Source organism: Luteibacter sp. PvP120, from assembly GCF_054055715.1.
Map to the genome: position 1 here is coordinate 126,794 of NZ_JBSRXP010000001.1, position 18,171 is coordinate 144,964.

An 18,171-nucleotide genomic window follows, 5' to 3' on the forward strand; every position below is an offset into this window, starting at 1 on the left:
TGCGTCCCGCGGTCAGCGAGCGGCGGGGGTAGGCGATGGGGCGGGCGAGACGGCCGGGCTGCGCAGGCCGGCCGCCGCAAAGCGGATCAGGTGCTCGGCGGCGCTTTCGCGGTGGTCGCGTTCGGCCACGTCGGTCTTGCGCTGGATGATCCCGAAATCGGCCATGGCGTAGGTGAGGGCGCCGGTGACGATATCGAGCCGCCAGTAGATGTCTTCCTTGGGCAGGCCCGGCAGCAGCCGGGCGAACTCGCCGGCGAACTGGCGAAGCACGTGGCCGTAGTTCTCGGACAGGAACCGCCGCAGGGTCTCGTTATGCTCGGCATACGCCCGGGCCAGCACGCGGACGAAGGCGGCGCCACCGCCATCGTTGCGGGACAGGTCCAGCGCGGGGCGGATGTAGGCGTCGAGGACATCCTCGAGGCGGGTACCTTCGCCACCGGCCACCTTGCCCAGGGCGGCCAGGCGCCGGCTGTTCAGCTCGTCGAGGCGGCGACGGAACACTTCCTCGATCAGCTTGTCCTTCGAGCCGAAGTGGTAATTCACCGCGGCGAGATTGACCCGGGCCGCGGCGGTCACCTGGCGCAGCGACGCACCGGCGAAGCCGTGGGTGGCGAACAGGGCCTCCGCAGCACCCAGGATACGTTCCTTGGTGCTGCGCTCGCGCGACGCGTAGGGGGCGTTCGTCATTCGGCGGACTCCGCAGGCGGCAGGGTTTGAATCAAACGATCGTTTGAGAATACGCCCGGGCACTCGAAAGGGTCAATGTGCGACCGCACATGGCTGCAAGCAGCTTGCGATTGAGCTAGAATCTGTCAAGATTTCGTGAGCTAAGTCAGTCATTCCTGACGGCTTTGGCCTCAAACTTTCACCGGGCGTCCCCGCGGGCCCCGGCATACTTGTCTTTCTTTTTTCCATTTCCCGGAGCATCCGTATGGCGCTGGAGCGCACCCTTTCGATCATCAAGCCCGACGCCGTCAAGAAGAACGTCATCGGTGAAATCCTCGCTCGCTTCGAGAAGGCCGGTCTCAAGATCGTTGCCGCGAAGATGAAGCAGCTGACCCGCGAAGAGGCCGAAGGCTTCTACGCCGTGCACAAGGAGCGTCCGTTCTTCGGCGCCCTGGTCGATTTCATGATCTCCGGTCCGGTGATGATCCAGGCGCTGGAAGGCGAGGGCGCGGTCCTGAAGAACCGCGACCTGATGGGTGCCACCAATCCGAAGGACGCCGCGCCGGGCACGATCCGCGCCGACTTCGCCGACTCGATCGACGCCAACGCCGTCCACGGCTCGGATTCGCTCGAGAATGCCGCCAACGAAATCAAGTACTTCTTCAACGACTCGGACGTCGTTTCGCACTGAGGCACGCCGTGAACACGCCCGCCGACAAGGTCAACCTGCTCGATTTCGATCGCGCCGGCCTGCGCGATTTCTTCGCCCAGCTCGGCGAGAAGCCCTATCGCGCCGAACAGGTCATGAAGTGGATCTACCACCGTCTCGAAAGCGATTTCGAGAATATGACCGATGTCGGCAAGGCGTTGCGCGAAAAGCTCAGTGCCAGCTGCTACGTGGGCCCGCCCAAGACCGCGTTCGAGAAGACCGCGGTCGACGGCACCCAGAAGTGGCTGCTGGGTATGGATGGCGGCAACGCCATCGAGACCGTCTACATCCCGGAGCCGACCCGCGGCACGCTGTGCGTGTCGTCGCAGGTCGGCTGCGCCCTGAATTGCCAGTTCTGCTCCACGGCCACCCAGGGCTTCTCCCGCAACCTGTCCACGGCCGAGATCATCGGCCAGGTATGGGTCGCGGCCAAACATCTCGGCAACGTGCCGCACCAGCAGCGTCGCATCACCAACGTGGTGATGATGGGCATGGGTGAGCCGTTGCTCAATTTCGACAACGTGGTCAAGGCGATGAGCCTGATGCGCGACGACCTGGGCTTCGGCCTGGCGAGCAAGCGGGTCACGTTGTCCACGGCCGGCCTGGTGCCGATGATCGACAAGCTGTCGGCGGAGAGCGACGTGTCGCTCGCCGTATCGCTGCATGCGGCCAACGACGAGTTGCGCACGGAACTTGTGCCCCTGAACAAGCGCTACCCGCTGGCCGAACTGATGGCTGCCTGCGAGCGCTACATCAACCGCGCGCCGCGAACCTCCATCACCTTCGAGTACACCCTGATGAAGGGCGTGAACGACCGGCCGGAGCACGCGAAGCAGCTGGTCAAGTTCATGCGCCGCCTGCCGGGCGCCAACAAGGTCAACCTGATCCCGTTCAATCCGTTCCCGGGCACGCGGTTCGAGCGTTCCAGCCCGGACGACATCCGCAATTTCCAGACCCAGCTGCTCAATGCCGGCGTGCTCACCATGTTGCGGCGTACGCGTGGCGACGACATCGACGCCGCCTGCGGCCAGCTGAAGGGTCAGGTGGTGGACCGCACGCGCCGCCAGGCCGAGTTCCGCCGGAAGCTGGAAGAGGGAGCGGTGAATGCGGCTTGAGCGTTGGGGTTTGCTGGCGGCACTGGTGCTGGCCTGCGCCGGCTGCGTGGCCGGCGAATCCGGGCTCAAGCCCTCGTCGGCCGCCGACGAGCGCGCCAAGGGCGCCGAGGTCCACACGGAACTGGGCCAGCGCTACATGCAGGATGGCGACCTCCAGGGCGCCATGGAAAAGCTGCAGAAGGCGCTCCAGTTCGATCCCAAGTACGTGCCGGCGCACACGGTGATCGCGGTGCTTTACGAGCGGATCAACGATCCTGTCAATGCCGAGTTGCACTACCGCAAGGCGATCGAGTTCGACCCGAAGAAGGGCTCGGTCAACAACAACCTGGCCGTTTTCCTGTGCAAGCAGGGGCGCGGCGTGGAAGCCCGGCCGTTCTTCGATCGCGCCCTGGCCGATCCCTTCTACGAAACGCCTGACCTCGCCTTGACCAACGCGGGTACGTGCCAGATGCAGGCGAAGGATTATCCGGCCGCGGAGGATTACTTCCGCAAGGCGCTGCAGCGTAACCCCAATAACGCCGATGCCCTGTATCAGCTGGCCGACCTGTTGTACCTTAAGAACGATGCTTTCCGGGCACGGGCCTTCCTGCAGCGCTATGAAGCGCTGGGCAAGCCCAGTCCGGATTCGTTGAAGCTCGGTCATGACATCGAGCTCCGTCTGGGCAACGGGGAGGTTGCCCAGGACTACGCCAAACGTCTGCGCTCGCAGTTCCCGGATTCGGAACAGGCGCACACCCTCGAAGCCAGCGCACGTCAATGACATCCGTACCTTCGAATAATTCCGGTCGGGACGACCGCGAACAGGACCTGTTCGCCGGCATCGCGCCGAATGCACCTACGGAGCACGCCATGGAACCCCAGTTCGACGTGAACGCCGATGAGAGCGGTCGTGTCCTCATCGATCACGCCGCCGGGAGCGCCGGGCTCGGCGCCCGCCTGCGGGCGGCCCGCGAGGCCCGCGGCTACACGATCGAAGCCTGCGGCCAGGCCCTGCGCCTGCCGTCGCGCCTTCTCAGGCAGCTGGAAGCCGGCGAGTACGGCGGCATCGACTACCAGGTCTACCTGGCCGGCTACCTGAGCAAATACGGCGACCACCTCGGTGTGGATCCGGAAGCCATCCAGGCCGAGCTGGCCACGTTGGCGCCCCGTCAGCCGGAACTGGTGGTCACGGGCGGCATCTCGCACTCGCGCTACCTCCTCGACCGTTACGTCACTGCCGCCACCTATGTGGTGCTGACGGCCGTGATCGTCGTGCCGATGGTCTGGCTGGGCGTGCGCGGCACGCTCGACCGTGACATGCCGCGTCTGTCGCCCCTGGACGCGTCGCCCGTCGCCCAGCAGGACGCACCGGCGCCGAGCACATCCAGCGCCGTCGCTTCCGCTACGCCGGCCGGTGGTCCCGCCGCCGCTCCCGCCGCGGAATCGCGCGTCGAGGACCAGCAGCCCCTGCTCGCATCGATGGCGATGTTCCCGCCGCTGGATCGCAGCGCGGCGAAGGCACCGCTGGCGACGTCCGCCGCCGCGCCGGTAACCGAAGACGCGGCCAAGGGGCAGGGTGCACACAGCCTGTCGCTCTCGCTGCCGTCAGCCAGTTGGGTGGAAGTCACCGCCGCCGATGGTTCGCGCCTGGAATACGGCATCCTGCCCGCGGGCACGCAGAAGTCCTACCGCAGCGACAGCCCGCTCGAGGTCCGCATCGGCAACGCCACCGGTGCCCAGGCCACGGTCGACGGCCAGGCGGTCTCGCTGGATGCCTTCCGTCGGGCCAATGTGGCGCGTTTCCGCGTGGATATCCGCGACGGCAAGGCCACGCCGATCGCGAACTGATCGCCGCTAAGGCCGCGCCGTCTCAGCGCGGCGCCGCCGGCCTGCGCTTTTCGGTTATCCTTGCCTATTGATCCGTCCCGTCATCGTCCCGATGGCAGGTGCGGGCTTGTTCCCTCCAGGATGTGCTGCGCGGAGCGCAGTGGGTGATTGCATGTCATTCGACGTATACGACGATTACGAACAGGGTGAACGCGTCCAGCAATGGCTGCGCAGGAACGGCGTGTCGATCGCCGTCGGCATCGCGCTCGGCCTGGTGCTGATCTTCGGCTGGCAGCAGTGGAAATCGCATCGCGCCGGCCACGAGCAGGCCGCTGCGGGCGAATACGCCGCGCTGCAGGCGGCCGTGGCGCAGAATCGCGCCAACGAGATCGATCTGCGCACCGAGACCCTGCTGAAGGATTACTCGGACACCGCCTGGTCGGTGTTCGCGGCTGGCGAGCGTGCGCAGCGCAACGTCATGGCCGGCCAGCTGGACAAGGCATCCGGCGACCTCGACTGGGCCGTGGCCCACGCCAAGGACGACGCGTTGAAAACCCTCGCGCAGCTTCGTGTCGCGCAACTCAAGTTTGCCCAGGGCAAGCCGCAGGACGCCATCAGCTCGCTCGACGCGATGCAGGGCAAGTCCTTCGTGGCGATCGCGCAGGAACTCCGCGGCGATGCGCTGGTCAAGCTTGGACGCCACGACGACGCACGCAAGGCCTATGAGGCGGCGATCGCCGCGATGGGCGACAGTGCACCGCAACGCGGTGTCGTTCAAACCAAGCTCGATGATCTGGCAGTGGCCGGGAAGCAGGGTGCATGAAACGTTTCTGGGCAATCGCGTTGACTTCGTCGCTGGTCGTTCTGGCCGGCTGCCATTCGTTCAAGAAGGAAAACGTCGAACCGCCGACCCCGCTCGACAAGAAGTTCGAGCCGACCCTGAAGGTGCAGCGCCTCTGGAAGTCCGGCATCGGTGATGGCGCGGCGGAATCCGGCGTGCGCATGCGTCCGGCCGTCGTCGACAACGTGGTCTACGCCGCCAGCACGGATGGCAAGATCGCGGCATTCGACGCCGCGACGGGCAAGACCCTCTGGTCCAAGAGCACCCGCCAGCACGGCTGGTTCGGCTGGGGCGACGCCAAGCGCGAGGACGCCCGCTTCTCCGGCGGCCCCGGCGCTGCCGGCGACCTGCTCGCCATCGGCACGCTCGATGGCCACCTCTATGGCATGAGCACCAAGGACGGCGCGCGTCGCTGGTCGGCGGAGCTCTCCTCGGAAGTCATCGCCGCGCCGGTCATCGCCGGTGACATCGTGGTGGTCCGCTGCAACGACGGCCGTGTCTACGGTATCGACGCCGCCAACGGCGAGCGTCGCTGGGTGTACGACCAGTCCCAGGTGCCGCTGCTCAGCCTGCGCGGCAACGGCCGCCTGCTGGTCGCCAACGGCGTGGTCTTCCTCGGCAGCGATGCCGGCAAGCTGGTCGCGATCCGCCTGGACAACGGCGAAAAGCTCTGGGAACAGACCCTGTCCAGCGGTGAAGGTCGTACCGAGATCGATCGCCTCAACGATGCCGACGGTGCGCTCGTGCTCGACGGCACCACGATCTACGGCGCCGCCTACCACGGCAACCTCACCGCCATCGACGGCCCCAGCGGTCGCCCGCTGTGGAACCACGGGTTCTCCACGTTCACCTCCCTGGACGTGAAGGACAACGCGGTCTACGGCGTGGACGACCAGTCGCAGGTGTTCGCCTTCGACAAGAGCAGCGGCGCCAACATCTGGAAGCAGGCCGACCTGAAATACCGTTGGCTGACCGGCCCTGCCGTGCAGGGCAACTACGTCGTGGTCGGTGACCTCGACGGCCACATCCACTGGATGGCCGCGGCCGACGGCAAGATCGTCGCCCGCGAGCGCCTGTCCAAGAAAGCCATTCGTGCCCAGCCCGTCGTGGTGGGTGACACCGTGTTCGTTGAAGATGTCGAGGGCCACATCGGCGCCTACCGCATCGCCACGAACTGATTCACAGGATAGATGTATCTCCCATGTTGCCCGTCGTCGCTCTGGTCGGCCGTCCCAATGTCGGTAAGTCGACCCTCTTCAATGCGCTGACGCGTAGCAGGGACGCCCTCGTCGCCGATATGCCCGGCGTCACCCGTGACAGACACTACGGTGTCTGCCGTCTCGGTCCCCGGCCCTTCGTGGTCGTGGATACCGGCGGTATGTCCGGCAGTGACGAGGGCATTGAAGGCCTCACCGCCACGCAGGTCCGTCTCGCCATTGGCGAAGCGCACCTGCTGGTGTTCGTCGTCGATGCCCGCGACGGCGTCCTGCCGCTCGATGCCGGCATCCTTGCCGAGCTTCGTCGCAGCGGCAAGACGGTCATCGTCGTGGTCAACAAGACCGACGGCGTGGACGAAGCCGTCGCCATGGGTGAGTTCGCCTCGTTCGGTATCGCGGAAACGCTGCCGATGTCGGCGGCACACAATCGCGGTATCGACGTGCTGGTGGAAAAATCCATCGGTTACCTGCCAGACGAGCGGGACAACGATCCCGGCCTGGACGACCAAGGTATCCGCGTCGCCATCGTGGGCCGGCCCAACGCCGGCAAGTCCACGCTGATCAATCGCCTGCTCGGGGAAGATCGCCTGATCGTCTCCGACGTGGCCGGCACCACCCGCGATCCGATCCGGGTGCCGCTGGAACGCGACGGCAAGAAGTACACCCTGATCGACACAGCTGGCGTGCGTCGCCGCGCCCGCGTCGAAGAAGCGGTCGAGAAATTCAGCGTTATCAAGACATTGCAGTCTATTGCTGCGTCGCAGGTTACGGTTGTCCTGATCGATGCCCGCGAGAACCTGGCTGACCAGGACCTCACTCTGATTGGCCACGCCATCGAGGAGGGCCGCGCGCTGGTCATCGCGGTGAACAAGTGGGACGGCATGGATACCTACGCCCGCGAGCAGACGCAGAAGGCGCTCGAGCGCCGGTTGGTCTTCGCCGATTGGGCCAAGACCGTGTTCATCTCCGCACTGCACGGCTCCGGCCTGCGCGAGTTGATGAAGGCCGTGGTTCGTGCGCATCACGCCGCAACCAAGGTGCTGACGTCCAGCGAGCTGACGCGAACGCTCGAGCAGGCCTACGAGGCCTACCAGCCGCCGCTGGTCCGCGGTCATGCGCCGAAGCTGCGCTATGCGCATCCGGGCGGGTTCAACCCACCGACGATCGTCATCCACGGCAGCCGTACCAAGCACATTGCGCCGGCATATCGGCGCTACCTGGAGGGCTTCTTCCGCAAGCGCTATCGCCTGGAAGGCACGCCCATTCGTATCGACTTCCGTGATGGTGAAAACCCTTACGCTGGCAAGAAGAACGTCCTGACGGAAGGCCAGCAGCGCCGCCGGCGGGAGATGATCCGCAACGCGAAGCGACGCGAGAAGTAAGCGTCGCCCTCGTCGAGGTGCCTCGCATGACCGACGATATGGGCAGGGACGAGTGGTTGGCCGCGCTGCGACAGCGCGTGCCCGAGATTCCCGCGACCGATGCACGCGTCCGGCAGCTCGCCGGGGCGTTGTTGGTCGACGTGCGTGAGGACGGCGAGCGCGCCTCCGGCCTGCCGGAAGGCGCACTGGGGCTGTCCCGCGGTTTCCTCGAGTTGCGTATCGAGCAGGTGGCGCCCGATCGTCAGGGCGACATCCTTCTGCTATGCGGTAGCGGCCAGCGGTCGCTACTGGCTGCCGAAGCGTTGCAACGCATGGGTTACCGACACGTGTCGTCCGTTGGCGGTGGCATGGGCGCGTGGAAGGCGGCGGGTCTCCCCGTGACAGCCCCCGGACTGGATGCGGATGCGGCGGAGCGCTATGCGCGTCAGGTGCGGTTGCCCCAGGTCGGCGAGGCAGGCCAGGCACGGCTCGGCGCCGCCCGGATAGCGGTGATCGGTGCCGGTGGCCTGGGTTCGCCGGTGTTGCTCTACCTGGCCGCCGCGGGCGTCGGCCACCTCACCCTGATCGACGACGACCGGGTGGAGCGATCCAACCTCCATCGCCAGGTGGTCCACGCGGACGCCCGTGTCGGCGTAAGCAAGGCCGACTCCGCGCGCATGGCCTTGCTGGCCCTGAATCCCCGGGTCGCTGTGCGCGTCGTCGTCGACCGGCTGCGCGCGGAGAATGTCGAGGCCCTGATCGACGGCCACGACGTGGTGATCGACGGGGCCGACAACTTCCCCACGCGCTACCTGCTGGCCGCCGCCACGCGGCGGCTCGGCGTGCCCCTGGTCTACGCCGCCATTGAACGGTTTACCGGCCAGGCCAGCGTGTTCGACCCGCGGCGAGAGGATTCACCGTGCTATCGCTGCCTGTTTCCGGAACCGCCGTCGGCAGCGGACGCCCCCAACTGCAGTGAGGCCGGTGTGCTCGGCGTATTGCCCGGGCTGGTCGGACTGGTGCAAGCCACGGAGGCGATGAAGCTGGTGCTGGGCATCGGCCAGCCGCTGGTCGGACGCCTGCTGACCTACGACGCGCTGGGCATGCGCTTTCGCGAGCTTGCGCTACATCGCGATCCGCACTGTCCGGGCTGTGGGCCGGCAGCCCGGTTCGATGGCTATGTGGATATCGAGCGGATGTGTGCGTCGGCCGGCTGATCGGCAATGATCGAATACATCGCCGCGTCGACCGAAATTCCTTTCAAGAACAGACGGTTGTGAAGTATTCCTTCGAAAGAAGCTCCGATGCGTTCAGCCGTGCGCCGGCTGGCCAGGTTGTCGTGGGCGGCCACGATTTCCAGTCGTGACACCTCTACCGTCTCGAGCGCGAATCGCGCGGCAAGTCGTCCGGCGCGTGTGGCGATGCCCTTGCCCTGGGCGGATTCCCGCACCCAGTAACCGAGGTTGGCAAACCGGTGCTCGTAGTTGAGGTGATTCACCCCCATGCCGCCGAGCAGCGTATCGGTAATGGCGTCGAAGACCAGGAACTCGTTGCCCTCGCCGGTGAGCCAGTGCCGACGGCAGATATCGATCCATGTCGTGGCATCGGCCTCGCTGTACCCGGCATGGCACCAGTCCTGCCAGCGGCCGACGGTAGCCACCGATTCGCGAACGGCCTCGGCAAGTGCGGGGGCATCGCTCATGCGATGCGGGCGTAGGACGACGTGGCCATCGCTCACGTCGTGCGGGTAGGGGATCGGTGCGGTGTGCATGGCGGAAAGTATGCAAGAGCCGACTCTTCTCCGCACGCGGGGTTCAGGGGATAATGCGCGGTTTCCGCAGGGCGACACCCCATGACCGCACGTATTCTCGACGGCAAGCGCATCGCCCAGGAACTTCTCGAGCACATCGGTCGCCGCGTGGCCAAGCGGGTGGCCGAGGGTCGCCGCGCGCCCGGCCTGGCCGTGGTGCTGGTGGGTGAGGACCCGGCCTCGGCGGTGTATGTCCGCAACAAGCGCAAGGCCTGCCAGCAGGTAGGCTTCCAGTCGTTCGGCTACGACCTCGCGGCCAGCACGTCGCAGGACGAACTCTTTGCGCTGATCGACCGGCTCAACGCCGATCCCGCCGTGCACGGCATCCTGGTGCAGTCCCCGTTGCCGGCCCACATCGACGAGGATGCGCTGGTCGACCGGATCGATCCCGGCAAGGACGTGGACGGCTTCCAGGCGGTCAATGTCGGGCGGCTGGCCCTGCGTCGGTTCGGCCTGCGCCCGTGCACGCCCAAGGGCGTGATGACCTTGCTCGGCCACACCGATCGGCCGGTGCGCGGCCAGCATGCGGTGATCGTCGGCGTCTCCAATCACGTCGGTCGTCCGCTTGCGCTTGAGCTTCTTATTGCAGGAAGTACAGTGACTTGCTGCCATAAGTTCACGCAGAATCTAGATTTTTTCGTCAGCCAGGCCGACATCCTCGTGGTCGCGGCCGGCAAGCCGGGGTTGGTGCGCGGGGAGTGGATCAAGCCGGGTGCGGTGGTGGTGGACGTGGGCATCAACCGGCTGGAAGACGGCCGTCTGGTCGGCGACGTCGAGTTCGCGCCAGCGGCGGAACGGGCCTCGTGGATCACCCCGGTGCCCGGTGGCGTCGGCCCGATGACGGTGGCCACGCTGATGGAAAACACGCTCGAGGCGGCCGACGCGCTGGATGCCTTGCTCGCTCGCGAGCACGGCGGCGTGCACGGCGCCGCGTAGTCGCGTCGCGCGCCTATCCGAGTGCTGCATTGCGGGGTATAATGCCGCGATTTACTCGCGGGAATAATGCTATGCGCATCCTTGCCGAGGCACTCACTTACGATGACGTGTTCCTGGTTCCCGGCCACTCCACGGTCATGCCGCGCGATGTGGACACCTCAACGCGGTTCACGCGCGGCCTGCGCCTGAACATCCCCATCGTGTCCGCCGCCATGGACACCGTGACCGAAGCCCGCCTCGCCATCACCATGGCCCAGAACGGCGGCATCGGCATCATCCACAAGAACATGTCCGCCGAACTCCAGGCCGCCGAAGTGCGACTGGTCAAGAAATTCGAGGCCGGCGTCATCCGCAGCCCGATCACCGTGCGCCCCGATACCTCCATCGGCGAGGTCATGGCGCTCACGCGGGCGCACAACATCTCCGGCGTACCGGTGGTGGACGGCGAGAAGCTGGTCGGCATCGTCACCAGCCGCGACCTGCGTTTCGAGCGCAAGCACGACGATCCGGTGCGCAACATCATGACCCGCGAGGATCGCCTGGTCACGGTAAAGGAAGGCGCCTCGCACGACGAAGTGCTCGAACTGCTGCACCGCAACCGCATCGAGAAGGTCCTGGTGGTCAACGACGGCTTCCAGCTGCGTGGCCTGATCACCGTCAAGGATATCCAGAAAGCCCGCGACAACCCGAACGCCGCCAAGGATTCGCACGAGCGCCTGGTGGTAGGGGCCGCGGTGGGCGTCGGCGGCGACACCGAGCGCCGCATCGAGCTGCTGGTTGAAGCCGGCGTGGACGTGGTGGTGGTCGACACCGCGCACGGGCATTCGCAGGCCGTGATCGACCGTGCCGGCTGGGTCAAGAAGCGCTACCCGCAGGTGCAGGTCATCGCCGGCAACATCGTCACGGGCGAGGCGGCACGCGCACTGCTGGACGCCGGCGTGGACGCGGTCAAGGTGGGTGTGGGCCCGGGCTCGATCTGTACCACGCGTATCGTCACCGGCATCGGCGTGCCGCAGATCACCTCGATCGACATGGTCGCCACGGCGCTGAAGGGCGAGATCCCGCTCATTGCCGATGGCGGCATCCGCTATTCCGGTGACATTCCGAAGGCGCTGGCCGCCGGTGCATCCTCGGTGATGCTCGGTTCCATGTTCGCCGGCACCGAGGAAGCCCCGGGCGAGGTCGAGCTGTTCCAGGGCCGCTCGTACAAGAGCTATCGTGGCATGGGCTCCATCGGCGCGATGCAGCTGGGCTCGAAAGATCGCTACTTCCAGGACGAGGCGGACGCCGACAAGCTGGTGCCGGAAGGCATCGAAGGCCGCGTGCCTTACCGTGGCCCGCTGCGCAACATCATCCACCAGATGATGGGCGGCCTGCGCGCCTCCATGGGCTACATGGGCGCGGCGTCGATCGAAGAGATCCATGAGAAGGCCCAGTTCGTGAAGGTCACCGGCGCGGGCGTGCTCGAAGCGCATCCGCACGATATCCAGATCACGAAGGAAGCACCGAACTACCGCCGGGACTGACGCGCCCGCGCGTGCAGCCCCGGTGACCCAGGACGCCCGCCGCAAGCGGGTGTTCTGCTTTTTCAGCCCAACGCGCACGGCGCGGGGCGTTCCCCATTCCTTACGGCAGGCAGTCACCGATGACCGATATCCACAGCGACAAGATCCTCATCCTCGATTTCGGTTCGCAGTACACGCAGCTGATCGCCCGCCGTATCCGCGAGATCGGCGTGTACTGCGAGGTCTGGGGTTGGGACCACGCGCCCGATGAGATCGCCGGGTTCAACCCGAAGGGCGTGATCCTCTCTGGCGGCCCGGAGTCGGTGACCGAGGACCAGTCCCCGCGCGCGCCGCAGCAGGTGTTCGACCTTGGCGTGCCCGTGCTGGGCATCTGCTACGGCATGCAGACCATGGCCGAGCAGCTCGGCGGCAAGGTGGAGGCCGGTCATCACCGCGAGTTCGGTCCCGCCACGATCACCTTCGGCCAGTGCGGCCTGTTCGAGACGGTGGTGGAGGACGGCGAATTGCTGGGCGTGTGGATGTCCCACGGCGACCGCGTCACCGCGATCCCGGACGGCTTCACTGTGGTCGCCTCCACGCCCAGCCTGCCGCTGGCCGCCATGGCCGACGACGCCCGCCGTTTCTATGGCGTGCAGTTCCACCCGGAAGTGACCCACACCAAGCGTGGCATGGAGCTGCTGCGCCGCTTCGTCGTCGACCTGTGCGGCTCGGCTACGCTGTGGGACGCCGCCCATATCATCGAGGACGCCGTGGCCCGCGTGCGCGAGCAGGTCGGCACTGACCGTGTGCTGCTGGGCCTCAGCGGTGGCGTCGATTCCTCCGTGGTGGCCGCGCTGCTGGAAAAGGCGATCGGCGACCAGCTGACCTGCGTGTTCGTCGATACCGGCCTGCTGCGCTTCCAGGAAGGCGACCAGGTGATGTCGACCATGGCCGAGCACATGGGCGTCAACGTCATCCGCGTGGATGCGAAGCAGCGCTACTTCGACGCCCTGGCCGGCGTGGAAGACCCGGAAGCCAAGCGCAAGGTCATCGGCCGCCTGTTCATCGAGATCTTCGACGAGGAATCGGCCAAGCTCGACGGCGTGAAGTGGCTGGCCCAGGGCACGATCTACCCGGATGTCATCGAGTCGGCTGGCAGCAAGACGGGCAAGGCCCACGTCATCAAGAGCCACCACAACGTCGGTGGCCTGCCCGAGCACATGAAGCTCAAGCTGGTCGAGCCGCTGCGCGAGCTATTCAAGGACGAGGTGCGCCGCATCGGTGTCGAACTGGGCCTGCCGCGTGACATGGTCTACCGCCACCCGTTCCCGGGCCCGGGCCTGGGGGTGCGCGTGCTGGGCGAGGTGAAGGCGGAATACGTCGACCTGCTGCAGCGGGCGGATGCGATCTTCATCGAGGAGTTGCGCAGCCATGGGCTTTACGACCGGGTGAGCCAGGCGTTCGCGGTGTTCCTGCCGGTGCGCTCGGTGGGCGTGGTCGGTGACGGCCGGGCTTACGAGTGGGTGATTGCGCTGCGGGCGGTGGAGACGATCGACTTCATGACGGCGCATTGGGCGCACCTTCCTTATGATTTCCTCGATAAGTGCTCGACTAGGATTATCAATGAGTTGCGCGGTATTTCTCGCGTGGTTTATGATATTTCGGGGAAGCCGCCGGCGACGATTGAGTGGGAGTGAAATCAGGTCCTTCGGGGACTATCGCCAACTATCGAAAAACTGCCTTAACGTGTTGATTTATAAAGAAATACGTTGCGGAAGCTATCGGTGGCTATCGCCGGCCAGCAAAGCAGGTTGGCGGTAGAACTGACGGTAGAACTGGAGGTCTGATTAAGACCTTCCCGTTTACTATTGAGACCAAACCGGTCTTTGACGGTAAATGCCTCCTCTGGAAAGCTTGTTTCATGCGGCTTTCCAGGCATCAGCAGGTCTCCTGACCCCTGACGGTAAAAGCCGTCAAGAACAGGAGGAGAAACCTCGATGCTTACCGACACCGCACTGCGCAACCTCAAGCCTAAGTCGTTGACTTACAAGGCGTCCGACCGTGACGGCATGTACGTGACGGTATCGCCCACCGGTACCGTCACCTTCCGCTACGATTACCGTCTCAATGGACGGCGGGAAACGCTGACCATCGGTCGCTACGGGCCAGCCGGCATCTCACTGGCCTTGGCCCGTGAAATACTCCTAGACGCCAAGAGGGCAGTCGCCCAGGGCAAGTCCCCGGCGCATGAAAAGCAGCGCGAGAAGCGTCGACTATCTGCCGCCAAGAACTTTGGCGACATGACGGTCCGATGGCTTGCCGATGCCAAGATGGCCGATAGCACACGAGCGATGCGCTAGAGCATCGTTGACCGGGACATCCTGCCGGCGTTCAAGAACCGGCTGCTAAACGAAGTCAGCTCCGACGACCTGCGCGCCTTGTGCAACAAGGTGAAGGCGCGCGGCGCCCCCGCCACAGCCGTCCACGTGCGCGACATCGTGAAGCAGGTCTACGCCTTCGCCATCCTGCACGGCGAAAAGGTCGACAACCCGGCCGATGGCGTGGGCGCGGCTTCGATCGCGACCTTCGTGCCCAAGGATCGAGCGCTGTCACCGATGGAGATCCGTCTGATGTACCGGCAGATGGAATCGGTGGCCACCTATCCGACCATTCGCCTGGCGTTGCGCATGATTCTGTTGACGCTGGTACGCAAGAGCGAGTTGATCGAGGCGACATGGGCCGAGGTTGATTTCGAGAACGCGACCTGGACGATCCCGAAGTCACGGATGAAAGGCCGCAATCCGCACGTCGTTTATCTGTCGCGGCAGGCCATGGACATCTTCGTTGCGCTCCACACCTGCGCGGCAGGGTCCAAGTTCGTCCTGCCGTCGCGGTACGACGCCGACCGTTGCATGTCCAAGGCGACGCTCAACCGCGTGACCAGATCGTGTCCGAGCGCGCCAAGGCCGCTGGTCTACCGCTAGCCTTTTACGGTGCACGACCTGCGCCGCACCGGCTCGACGCTGCTCAACGAGGTCGGCTTCAACGGCGACTGGATCGAGAAGTGCCTGGCCCATGAAGACGGCCGTTCCTCGCGCTCGGTCTACAACAAAGCCGAATACGCCGAGCCGCGCCGCCACATGCTGCAGGAGTGGGCCAACATGGTCGATGCCTGGGTGGAGGGTGGCGCCTACGCGCCCACGCTGTTGCCGAGCAATACGGTCGTGCCGGTACTGAGCGCATCGGTCTGAGCCACTTCACGCCAGGTTGTCAGTTGACAACCTGGCAATTCATCCCCATACTGGAGACCATGAATGGCCCGTTCCTCTCATCCAAAGAAGGAGGTCGAAGAGGCGCTCAAACATGCGGAAACGCAGGGCTGGCGCGTCACGGTCGGTGGCAGTCATGCCTGGGGCAAGATTTACTGCCCGTACAACGACGATGAGTGCCGCTGCGGTGAGTTCTGCATTACCAGCGTATGGAGCACGCCGAAGAACCCCGGCAACCATGCCCGAGCGCTGCGGCGCGTCGTGGACAACTGCACGACGCACAAGCCACGAAACGAAGCTGACCCTTCATCCGAGGAATGACGTATGGAATACACCTTCACCTTGAAGTACCAGCTTGCCGAGCACGAAAGCGATCCCGATGCGCTGGTAGAGCGGTTGGGTGAAGCTGGCTGCGACGATGCCTTGGTGGGGATTGGGCAGCCGGGCCGAATGGCGCTCGAGTTCACCCGCGAAGCCAAGAGCGCGCAGGCCGCAGTGCGCAGTGCGCTGGCCGACGTGAAGCGTGCCGTCCCTTTGGCGAAGCTAGTGGAGGCGGCACCGGATTTCGTTGGGCTGACCGATGTCGCCGAATTGGTGGGTGTTTCGCGCCAAGCAATGCGTAAGGTGATGCTTTCTCATGCTGCGACTTTTCCAGCACCGGTGCACGAGGGCAGCGCCTCGATCTGGCACTTGGCCGAAGTGCTGGGCTGGCTGGAAGAGAAGGGGGGTTATGCCTTTGAGCGAAAGATGCTGGAAACCGCGCGTGCAGCGTTGGAAGTTAATCTGACCAAGGAAATTCACCGACTGCCCGTGGCAGCGGTGCGAGAGCTCAAACTGCTGATCGCCTAGCCACGTTGCTACGTTGAAGCTACATCGCGCACGGGTCGGCGCTTACGTAGCCTGACATCAGGTCCGTTGGACCTGGTGATGGCACCGGATCGAGAGGACTGCTTGCGAGCTTCGATCCAAGCTTCGACTTCCTCCAGATCCCAGACAACGCAGCGCGAGGTCAGATTGAATCGGCGTGGAAACTCGCCACGCTGCTCCATTCCATAGATCGTCGTGTCCGCCAAAGGGACGATCTGGTGCAAATCTTGGCGGCGAATGGTGCGACGGAAGGGGAGGGGAAGTTTGGCCGAAAACTGCGGAAGGTCTTCGTACCCATCCGTACCCGGATGAGGAATGGATGCTTTCGGCGGCAAGGCGGTATCGACTGCATCGGTGCATTGAACGTGAGCGGGCATCAAAGGTTCCTAAGGCACTGTGTTCGTATGGATCTATGGTGACTATCGTCAGCAATCGGAACAACTCGCTGGGGCGAAGCGGGGAGGGCGCCATCCAACTTGGCTAACAAAAATTGCCCATGAATTGTTAGGTCAGAGCATGGTCGTTTTAGATAATTCACGAAACAAAGTTCATGAGGCCACCTGTACTGTGATGGAGCAACCACTCAAAGCGCCGCTCAATGGGATTGCCATGGAGTTCGGCTACTACCCCAAGCCCTGCGACATCGCGACCGGCCGCTTCTCCGTCCAGACGCTCCGTGATCACGAAAGTAGCGTGGCCACCGTTACCGGGGACCCCAATTCCCTCAAGGACTGGATCTATCCGGGTGCGCAGCAGCAGCGGGATTTCATGAGCGGAAACGTTCGCTCGATGCCGTACAGCGCCCGAGTCTTCAGCCTGCCCAAGACCCATGTCCTGACGCTACATGAAGGCAGGAGCCGAGAAGAGCTCGATTTCGTGGTGTGGTGTTTGTCTTTCTTTTTCGGCATGCGGCTGACGACAACGGAGGCGGGCTTTCTCGATGCGACGCCCATTAAATCTGGGGTGCTTGTTGATTTCGCCCTGGTTCGCTGCACTGTGGCTGACGTCATCGAGTTAGCGCTGGACTACCTGGACTCGGAAGGCGGCGATTCACGTGCGCCCACGCGGGTTGCGGCTGTCATCCATGCCTTGTTCCTGGCGCAGTATCCGCATAGCCTTCCCTTCGAGCAGTTCCAATACCTTTACATGGCGCTGGACGCCTGCTTCAAGCTCGTCGTAGTCAAGGAGGCACAAAAGCCTTCTGTGCCACATGCGGGGCGCGTCCAGTGGATGTGCGAGAAATTCGATATGCCCGTACCCGATTGGGCCAAGAGCGACAAGGCGACTCCCTCGCCGCTATCCGTCGTCCGAAACGACACCGTTCATGAAGCCTTGTTCTTCGATGGGCCGCTGGGCTTTTCGATCTACGGTGGCAACCAGCCCGCAGCAGATCCGGGCAACATCACACTGCAAATGCAGGCGATGGTGTGCCGGTTGCTGGTGGCAGTTCTTGGAAATCCGGGAATCAGCTACGTGAAGACGCCCGTGGATACTCGGCAGCGACACGCGCTTGAACTACGGGGGTGAGTTCCGCAGCTGCGGCTTTGGGATAGCAGGGGTCGAGTCTTTCCTGAATCCCCGATCGCCCGCGATGAACGCCTCAAGCATGTGCGGGATCAGTGTCACGGCATCGACCGCCTCGCCATACGCCTGCGCGTGCAGCGCGGCGTAGCGGTCGAGGTCGGCTTTCAGGCTGGCCGGGCAGGCAAAGGTCAACTTCGTGGATTCCGTTTTCGGGAGCGGCCCGAGCCGCAGCTTGCGCGTCGTCATCGTGAAGTCCCCTTGTTGAAGAACAACGGCTGGTAGGGCAGCAGCACCAAGTCGCGGTTGGCGATGATGCGAACAGGCAGGCCTGGCCGCTCGGTCAGCGTGGGCTGGATGTTCATGTTGCGGCGGGTCATCTCCTGGCCGACCTGATTGATGCTGTCCTGCGCGCTATCGCGCCCGGCGATGATGACGCGATCACCGTTCTGGCGGTTCTCCGGCGCGGCCAGCTCGGCACCGACGCCTAGCAGCGTGGTCAACGCCGCGCCGGCGAAGATGGCCTTCAGATAGTCCCTGACATCTCT

General features: G+C 64.6%; 18 protein-coding genes and 2 pseudogenes. 15 read left to right on the forward strand and 5 right to left on the reverse strand.

Annotation, left to right across the window (positions count from 1 at the left end; translation table 11 throughout):
• Positions 1-12: 12 nt before the first annotated feature.
• Positions 13-687, reverse strand: coding sequence for a TetR/AcrR family transcriptional regulator (locus tag ACVKN3_RS00550; protein WP_051938820.1), 675 nt, complete (start codon positions 685-687; stop codon positions 13-15).
• Between the two features lie 244 nt (positions 688-931).
• Between ACVKN3_RS00550 and ndk the strand changes: the two genes are divergently transcribed.
• From ndk to moeB, 8 genes are all read left to right on the forward strand, one after another.
• Positions 932-1,357, forward strand: coding sequence for a nucleoside-diphosphate kinase (gene ndk, locus ACVKN3_RS00555; RefSeq protein ID WP_036141578.1), 426 nt, complete (start codon positions 932-934; stop codon positions 1,355-1,357).
• Positions 1,358-1,365: 8 nt separating this feature from the next.
• On the forward strand, positions 1,366-2,490 hold the full coding sequence (gene rlmN, locus ACVKN3_RS00560; RefSeq protein WP_285404700.1) for a 23S rRNA (adenine(2503)-C(2))-methyltransferase RlmN: 1,125 nt from the start codon (positions 1,366-1,368) through the stop codon (positions 2,488-2,490).
• Entirely contained in the window at positions 2,480-3,250 is a 771-nt protein-coding gene (pilW, locus tag ACVKN3_RS00565) for a type IV pilus biogenesis/stability protein PilW (protein ID WP_354513227.1), read from the forward strand. Before rlmN ends, pilW begins: the two co-directional genes overlap by 11 nt.
• Positions 3,251-3,339: 89 nt before the next feature.
• Positions 3,340-4,317: a helix-turn-helix domain-containing protein gene (locus tag ACVKN3_RS00570; RefSeq protein ID WP_081916901.1), complete on the forward strand. Its 978-nt coding sequence runs from the start codon at positions 3,340-3,342 to the stop codon at positions 4,315-4,317.
• 151 nt (positions 4,318-4,468) lie between these two features.
• Positions 4,469-5,119: a YfgM family protein gene (locus ACVKN3_RS00575; RefSeq protein WP_036141569.1), complete on the forward strand. Its 651-nt coding sequence runs from the start codon at positions 4,469-4,471 to the stop codon at positions 5,117-5,119.
• Positions 5,116-6,315 carry an outer membrane protein assembly factor BamB gene (bamB, locus tag ACVKN3_RS00580; RefSeq protein WP_285404706.1) on the forward strand — a complete coding sequence of 400 codons (1,200 nt, stop codon included), beginning with the start codon at positions 5,116-5,118 and terminating at the stop codon, positions 6,313-6,315. Before ACVKN3_RS00575 ends, bamB begins: the two co-directional genes overlap by 4 nt.
• Positions 6,316-6,338: 23 nt before the next feature.
• The gene (gene der, locus ACVKN3_RS00585) at positions 6,339-7,736 is read left to right on the forward strand and encodes a ribosome biogenesis GTPase Der (protein WP_354513224.1); all 1,398 of its coding nucleotides are present in this window, start codon (positions 6,339-6,341) and stop codon (positions 7,734-7,736) included.
• 26 nt (positions 7,737-7,762) lie between these two features.
• Entirely contained in the window at positions 7,763-8,932 is a 1,170-nt protein-coding gene (gene moeB / locus ACVKN3_RS00590) for a molybdopterin-synthase adenylyltransferase MoeB (protein ID WP_354513222.1), read from the forward strand.
• Here the strand turns inward: moeB and ACVKN3_RS00595 are convergent.
• Positions 8,893-9,486 (reverse strand): GNAT family N-acetyltransferase, encoded by a 594-nt coding sequence (locus ACVKN3_RS00595; RefSeq protein WP_354513220.1) that lies wholly within the window; start codon positions 9,484-9,486, stop codon positions 8,893-8,895. The genes moeB and ACVKN3_RS00595 overlap by 40 nt on opposite strands.
• An 81-nt stretch (positions 9,487-9,567) precedes the next feature.
• Here ACVKN3_RS00595 and folD point away from each other — a divergent pair, with 81 nt between their 5' ends.
• The 6 genes and pseudogenes from folD to ACVKN3_RS00625 all read left to right on the forward strand — a co-directional run bounded on the left by folD (position 9,568) and on the right by ACVKN3_RS00625 (position 16,084).
• Positions 9,568-10,461, forward strand: coding sequence for a bifunctional methylenetetrahydrofolate dehydrogenase/methenyltetrahydrofolate cyclohydrolase FolD (gene folD, locus ACVKN3_RS00600; protein ID WP_354513218.1), 894 nt, complete (start codon positions 9,568-9,570; stop codon positions 10,459-10,461).
• 71 nt (positions 10,462-10,532) lie between these two features.
• Positions 10,533-11,987: an IMP dehydrogenase gene (gene guaB / locus ACVKN3_RS00605; RefSeq protein ID WP_036141552.1), complete on the forward strand. Its 1,455-nt coding sequence runs from the start codon at positions 10,533-10,535 to the stop codon at positions 11,985-11,987.
• Positions 11,988-12,106: 119 nt separating this feature from the next.
• A complete protein-coding gene (gene guaA / locus ACVKN3_RS00610; protein WP_354513216.1) occupies positions 12,107-13,663 on the forward strand; it encodes a glutamine-hydrolyzing GMP synthase in 1,557 nt (518 codons plus the stop codon).
• A gap of 300 nt (positions 13,664-13,963) precedes the next feature.
• A pseudogene (locus tag ACVKN3_RS00615) lies at positions 13,964-15,217 on the forward strand (tyrosine-type recombinase/integrase).
• Positions 15,218-15,280: 63 nt separating this feature from the next.
• Positions 15,281-15,556: a hypothetical protein gene (locus ACVKN3_RS00620; RefSeq protein WP_287756445.1), complete on the forward strand. Its 276-nt coding sequence runs from the start codon at positions 15,281-15,283 to the stop codon at positions 15,554-15,556.
• Positions 15,557-15,559: 3 nt separating this feature from the next.
• The gene (locus ACVKN3_RS00625; protein ID WP_014160867.1) at positions 15,560-16,084 is read left to right on the forward strand and encodes a helix-turn-helix transcriptional regulator; all 525 of its coding nucleotides are present in this window, start codon (positions 15,560-15,562) and stop codon (positions 16,082-16,084) included.
• A gap of 8 nt (positions 16,085-16,092) precedes the next feature.
• On the opposite strand, the gene ACVKN3_RS00630 is transcribed toward ACVKN3_RS00625, so the two are convergent.
• The gene (locus ACVKN3_RS00630; protein WP_354513214.1) at positions 16,093-16,479 is read right to left on the reverse strand and encodes a helix-turn-helix transcriptional regulator; all 387 of its coding nucleotides are present in this window, start codon (positions 16,477-16,479) and stop codon (positions 16,093-16,095) included.
• Positions 16,480-16,498: 19 nt separating this feature from the next.
• Here ACVKN3_RS00630 and ACVKN3_RS00635 point away from each other — a divergent pair, with 19 nt between their 5' ends.
• Positions 16,499-17,629 carry a hypothetical protein gene (locus tag ACVKN3_RS00635; protein WP_354513212.1) on the forward strand — a complete coding sequence of 377 codons (1,131 nt, stop codon included), beginning with the start codon at positions 16,499-16,501 and terminating at the stop codon, positions 17,627-17,629.
• Here ACVKN3_RS00635 and ACVKN3_RS00640 read toward each other — a convergent pair.
• Positions 17,618-17,872: a DUF2274 domain-containing protein gene (locus ACVKN3_RS00640; RefSeq protein ID WP_287756447.1), complete on the reverse strand. Its 255-nt coding sequence runs from the start codon at positions 17,870-17,872 to the stop codon at positions 17,618-17,620. The two genes, ACVKN3_RS00635 and ACVKN3_RS00640, sit on opposite strands and share 12 nt — an antisense overlap.
• A pseudogene (locus tag ACVKN3_RS00645) lies at positions 17,869-18,144 on the reverse strand (TrbI/VirB10 family protein); the annotation flags it as partial. The pseudogene ACVKN3_RS00645 and the gene ACVKN3_RS00640, both read right to left, overlap by 4 nt.
• Positions 18,145-18,171 lie beyond the last annotated feature (27 nt).

Bases quoted from the DNA above. Each gene is read 5' to 3' on its own strand.
- ACVKN3_RS00620 (WP_287756445.1), top strand. From the start codon at position 15,281: ATGGCCCGTTCCTCTCATCCAAAGAAGGAGGTCGAAGAGGCGCTCAAA.
- der (WP_354513224.1), top strand. From the start codon at position 6,339: ATGTTGCCCGTCGTCGCTCTGGTCGGCCGTCCCAATGTCGGTAAGTCG.
- moeB (WP_354513222.1), top strand. From the start codon at position 7,763: ATGACCGACGATATGGGCAGGGACGAGTGGTTGGCCGCGCTGCGACAG.
- ACVKN3_RS00575 (WP_036141569.1), top strand. From the start codon at position 4,469: ATGTCATTCGACGTATACGACGATTACGAACAGGGTGAACGCGTCCAG.
- ACVKN3_RS00570 (WP_081916901.1), top strand. From the start codon at position 3,340: ATGGAACCCCAGTTCGACGTGAACGCCGATGAGAGCGGTCGTGTCCTC.
- ACVKN3_RS00550 (WP_051938820.1), bottom strand. From the start codon at position 687: ATGACGAACGCCCCCTACGCGTCGCGCGAGCGCAGCACCAAGGAACGT.
- ACVKN3_RS00630 (WP_354513214.1), bottom strand. From the start codon at position 16,479: ATGCCCGCTCACGTTCAATGCACCGATGCAGTCGATACCGCCTTGCCG.
- pilW (WP_354513227.1), top strand. From the start codon at position 2,480: ATGCGGCTTGAGCGTTGGGGTTTGCTGGCGGCACTGGTGCTGGCCTGC.
- bamB (WP_285404706.1), top strand. From the start codon at position 5,116: ATGAAACGTTTCTGGGCAATCGCGTTGACTTCGTCGCTGGTCGTTCTG.
- ACVKN3_RS00595 (WP_354513220.1), bottom strand. From the start codon at position 9,486: ATGCACACCGCACCGATCCCCTACCCGCACGACGTGAGCGATGGCCAC.
- guaA (WP_354513216.1), top strand. From the start codon at position 12,107: ATGACCGATATCCACAGCGACAAGATCCTCATCCTCGATTTCGGTTCG.
- ndk (WP_036141578.1), top strand. From the start codon at position 932: ATGGCGCTGGAGCGCACCCTTTCGATCATCAAGCCCGACGCCGTCAAG.
- folD (WP_354513218.1), top strand. From the start codon at position 9,568: ATGACCGCACGTATTCTCGACGGCAAGCGCATCGCCCAGGAACTTCTC.
- ACVKN3_RS00625 (WP_014160867.1), top strand. From the start codon at position 15,560: ATGGAATACACCTTCACCTTGAAGTACCAGCTTGCCGAGCACGAAAGC.
- guaB (WP_036141552.1), top strand. From the start codon at position 10,533: ATGCGCATCCTTGCCGAGGCACTCACTTACGATGACGTGTTCCTGGTT.
- ACVKN3_RS00640 (WP_287756447.1), bottom strand. From the start codon at position 17,872: ATGACGACGCGCAAGCTGCGGCTCGGGCCGCTCCCGAAAACGGAATCC.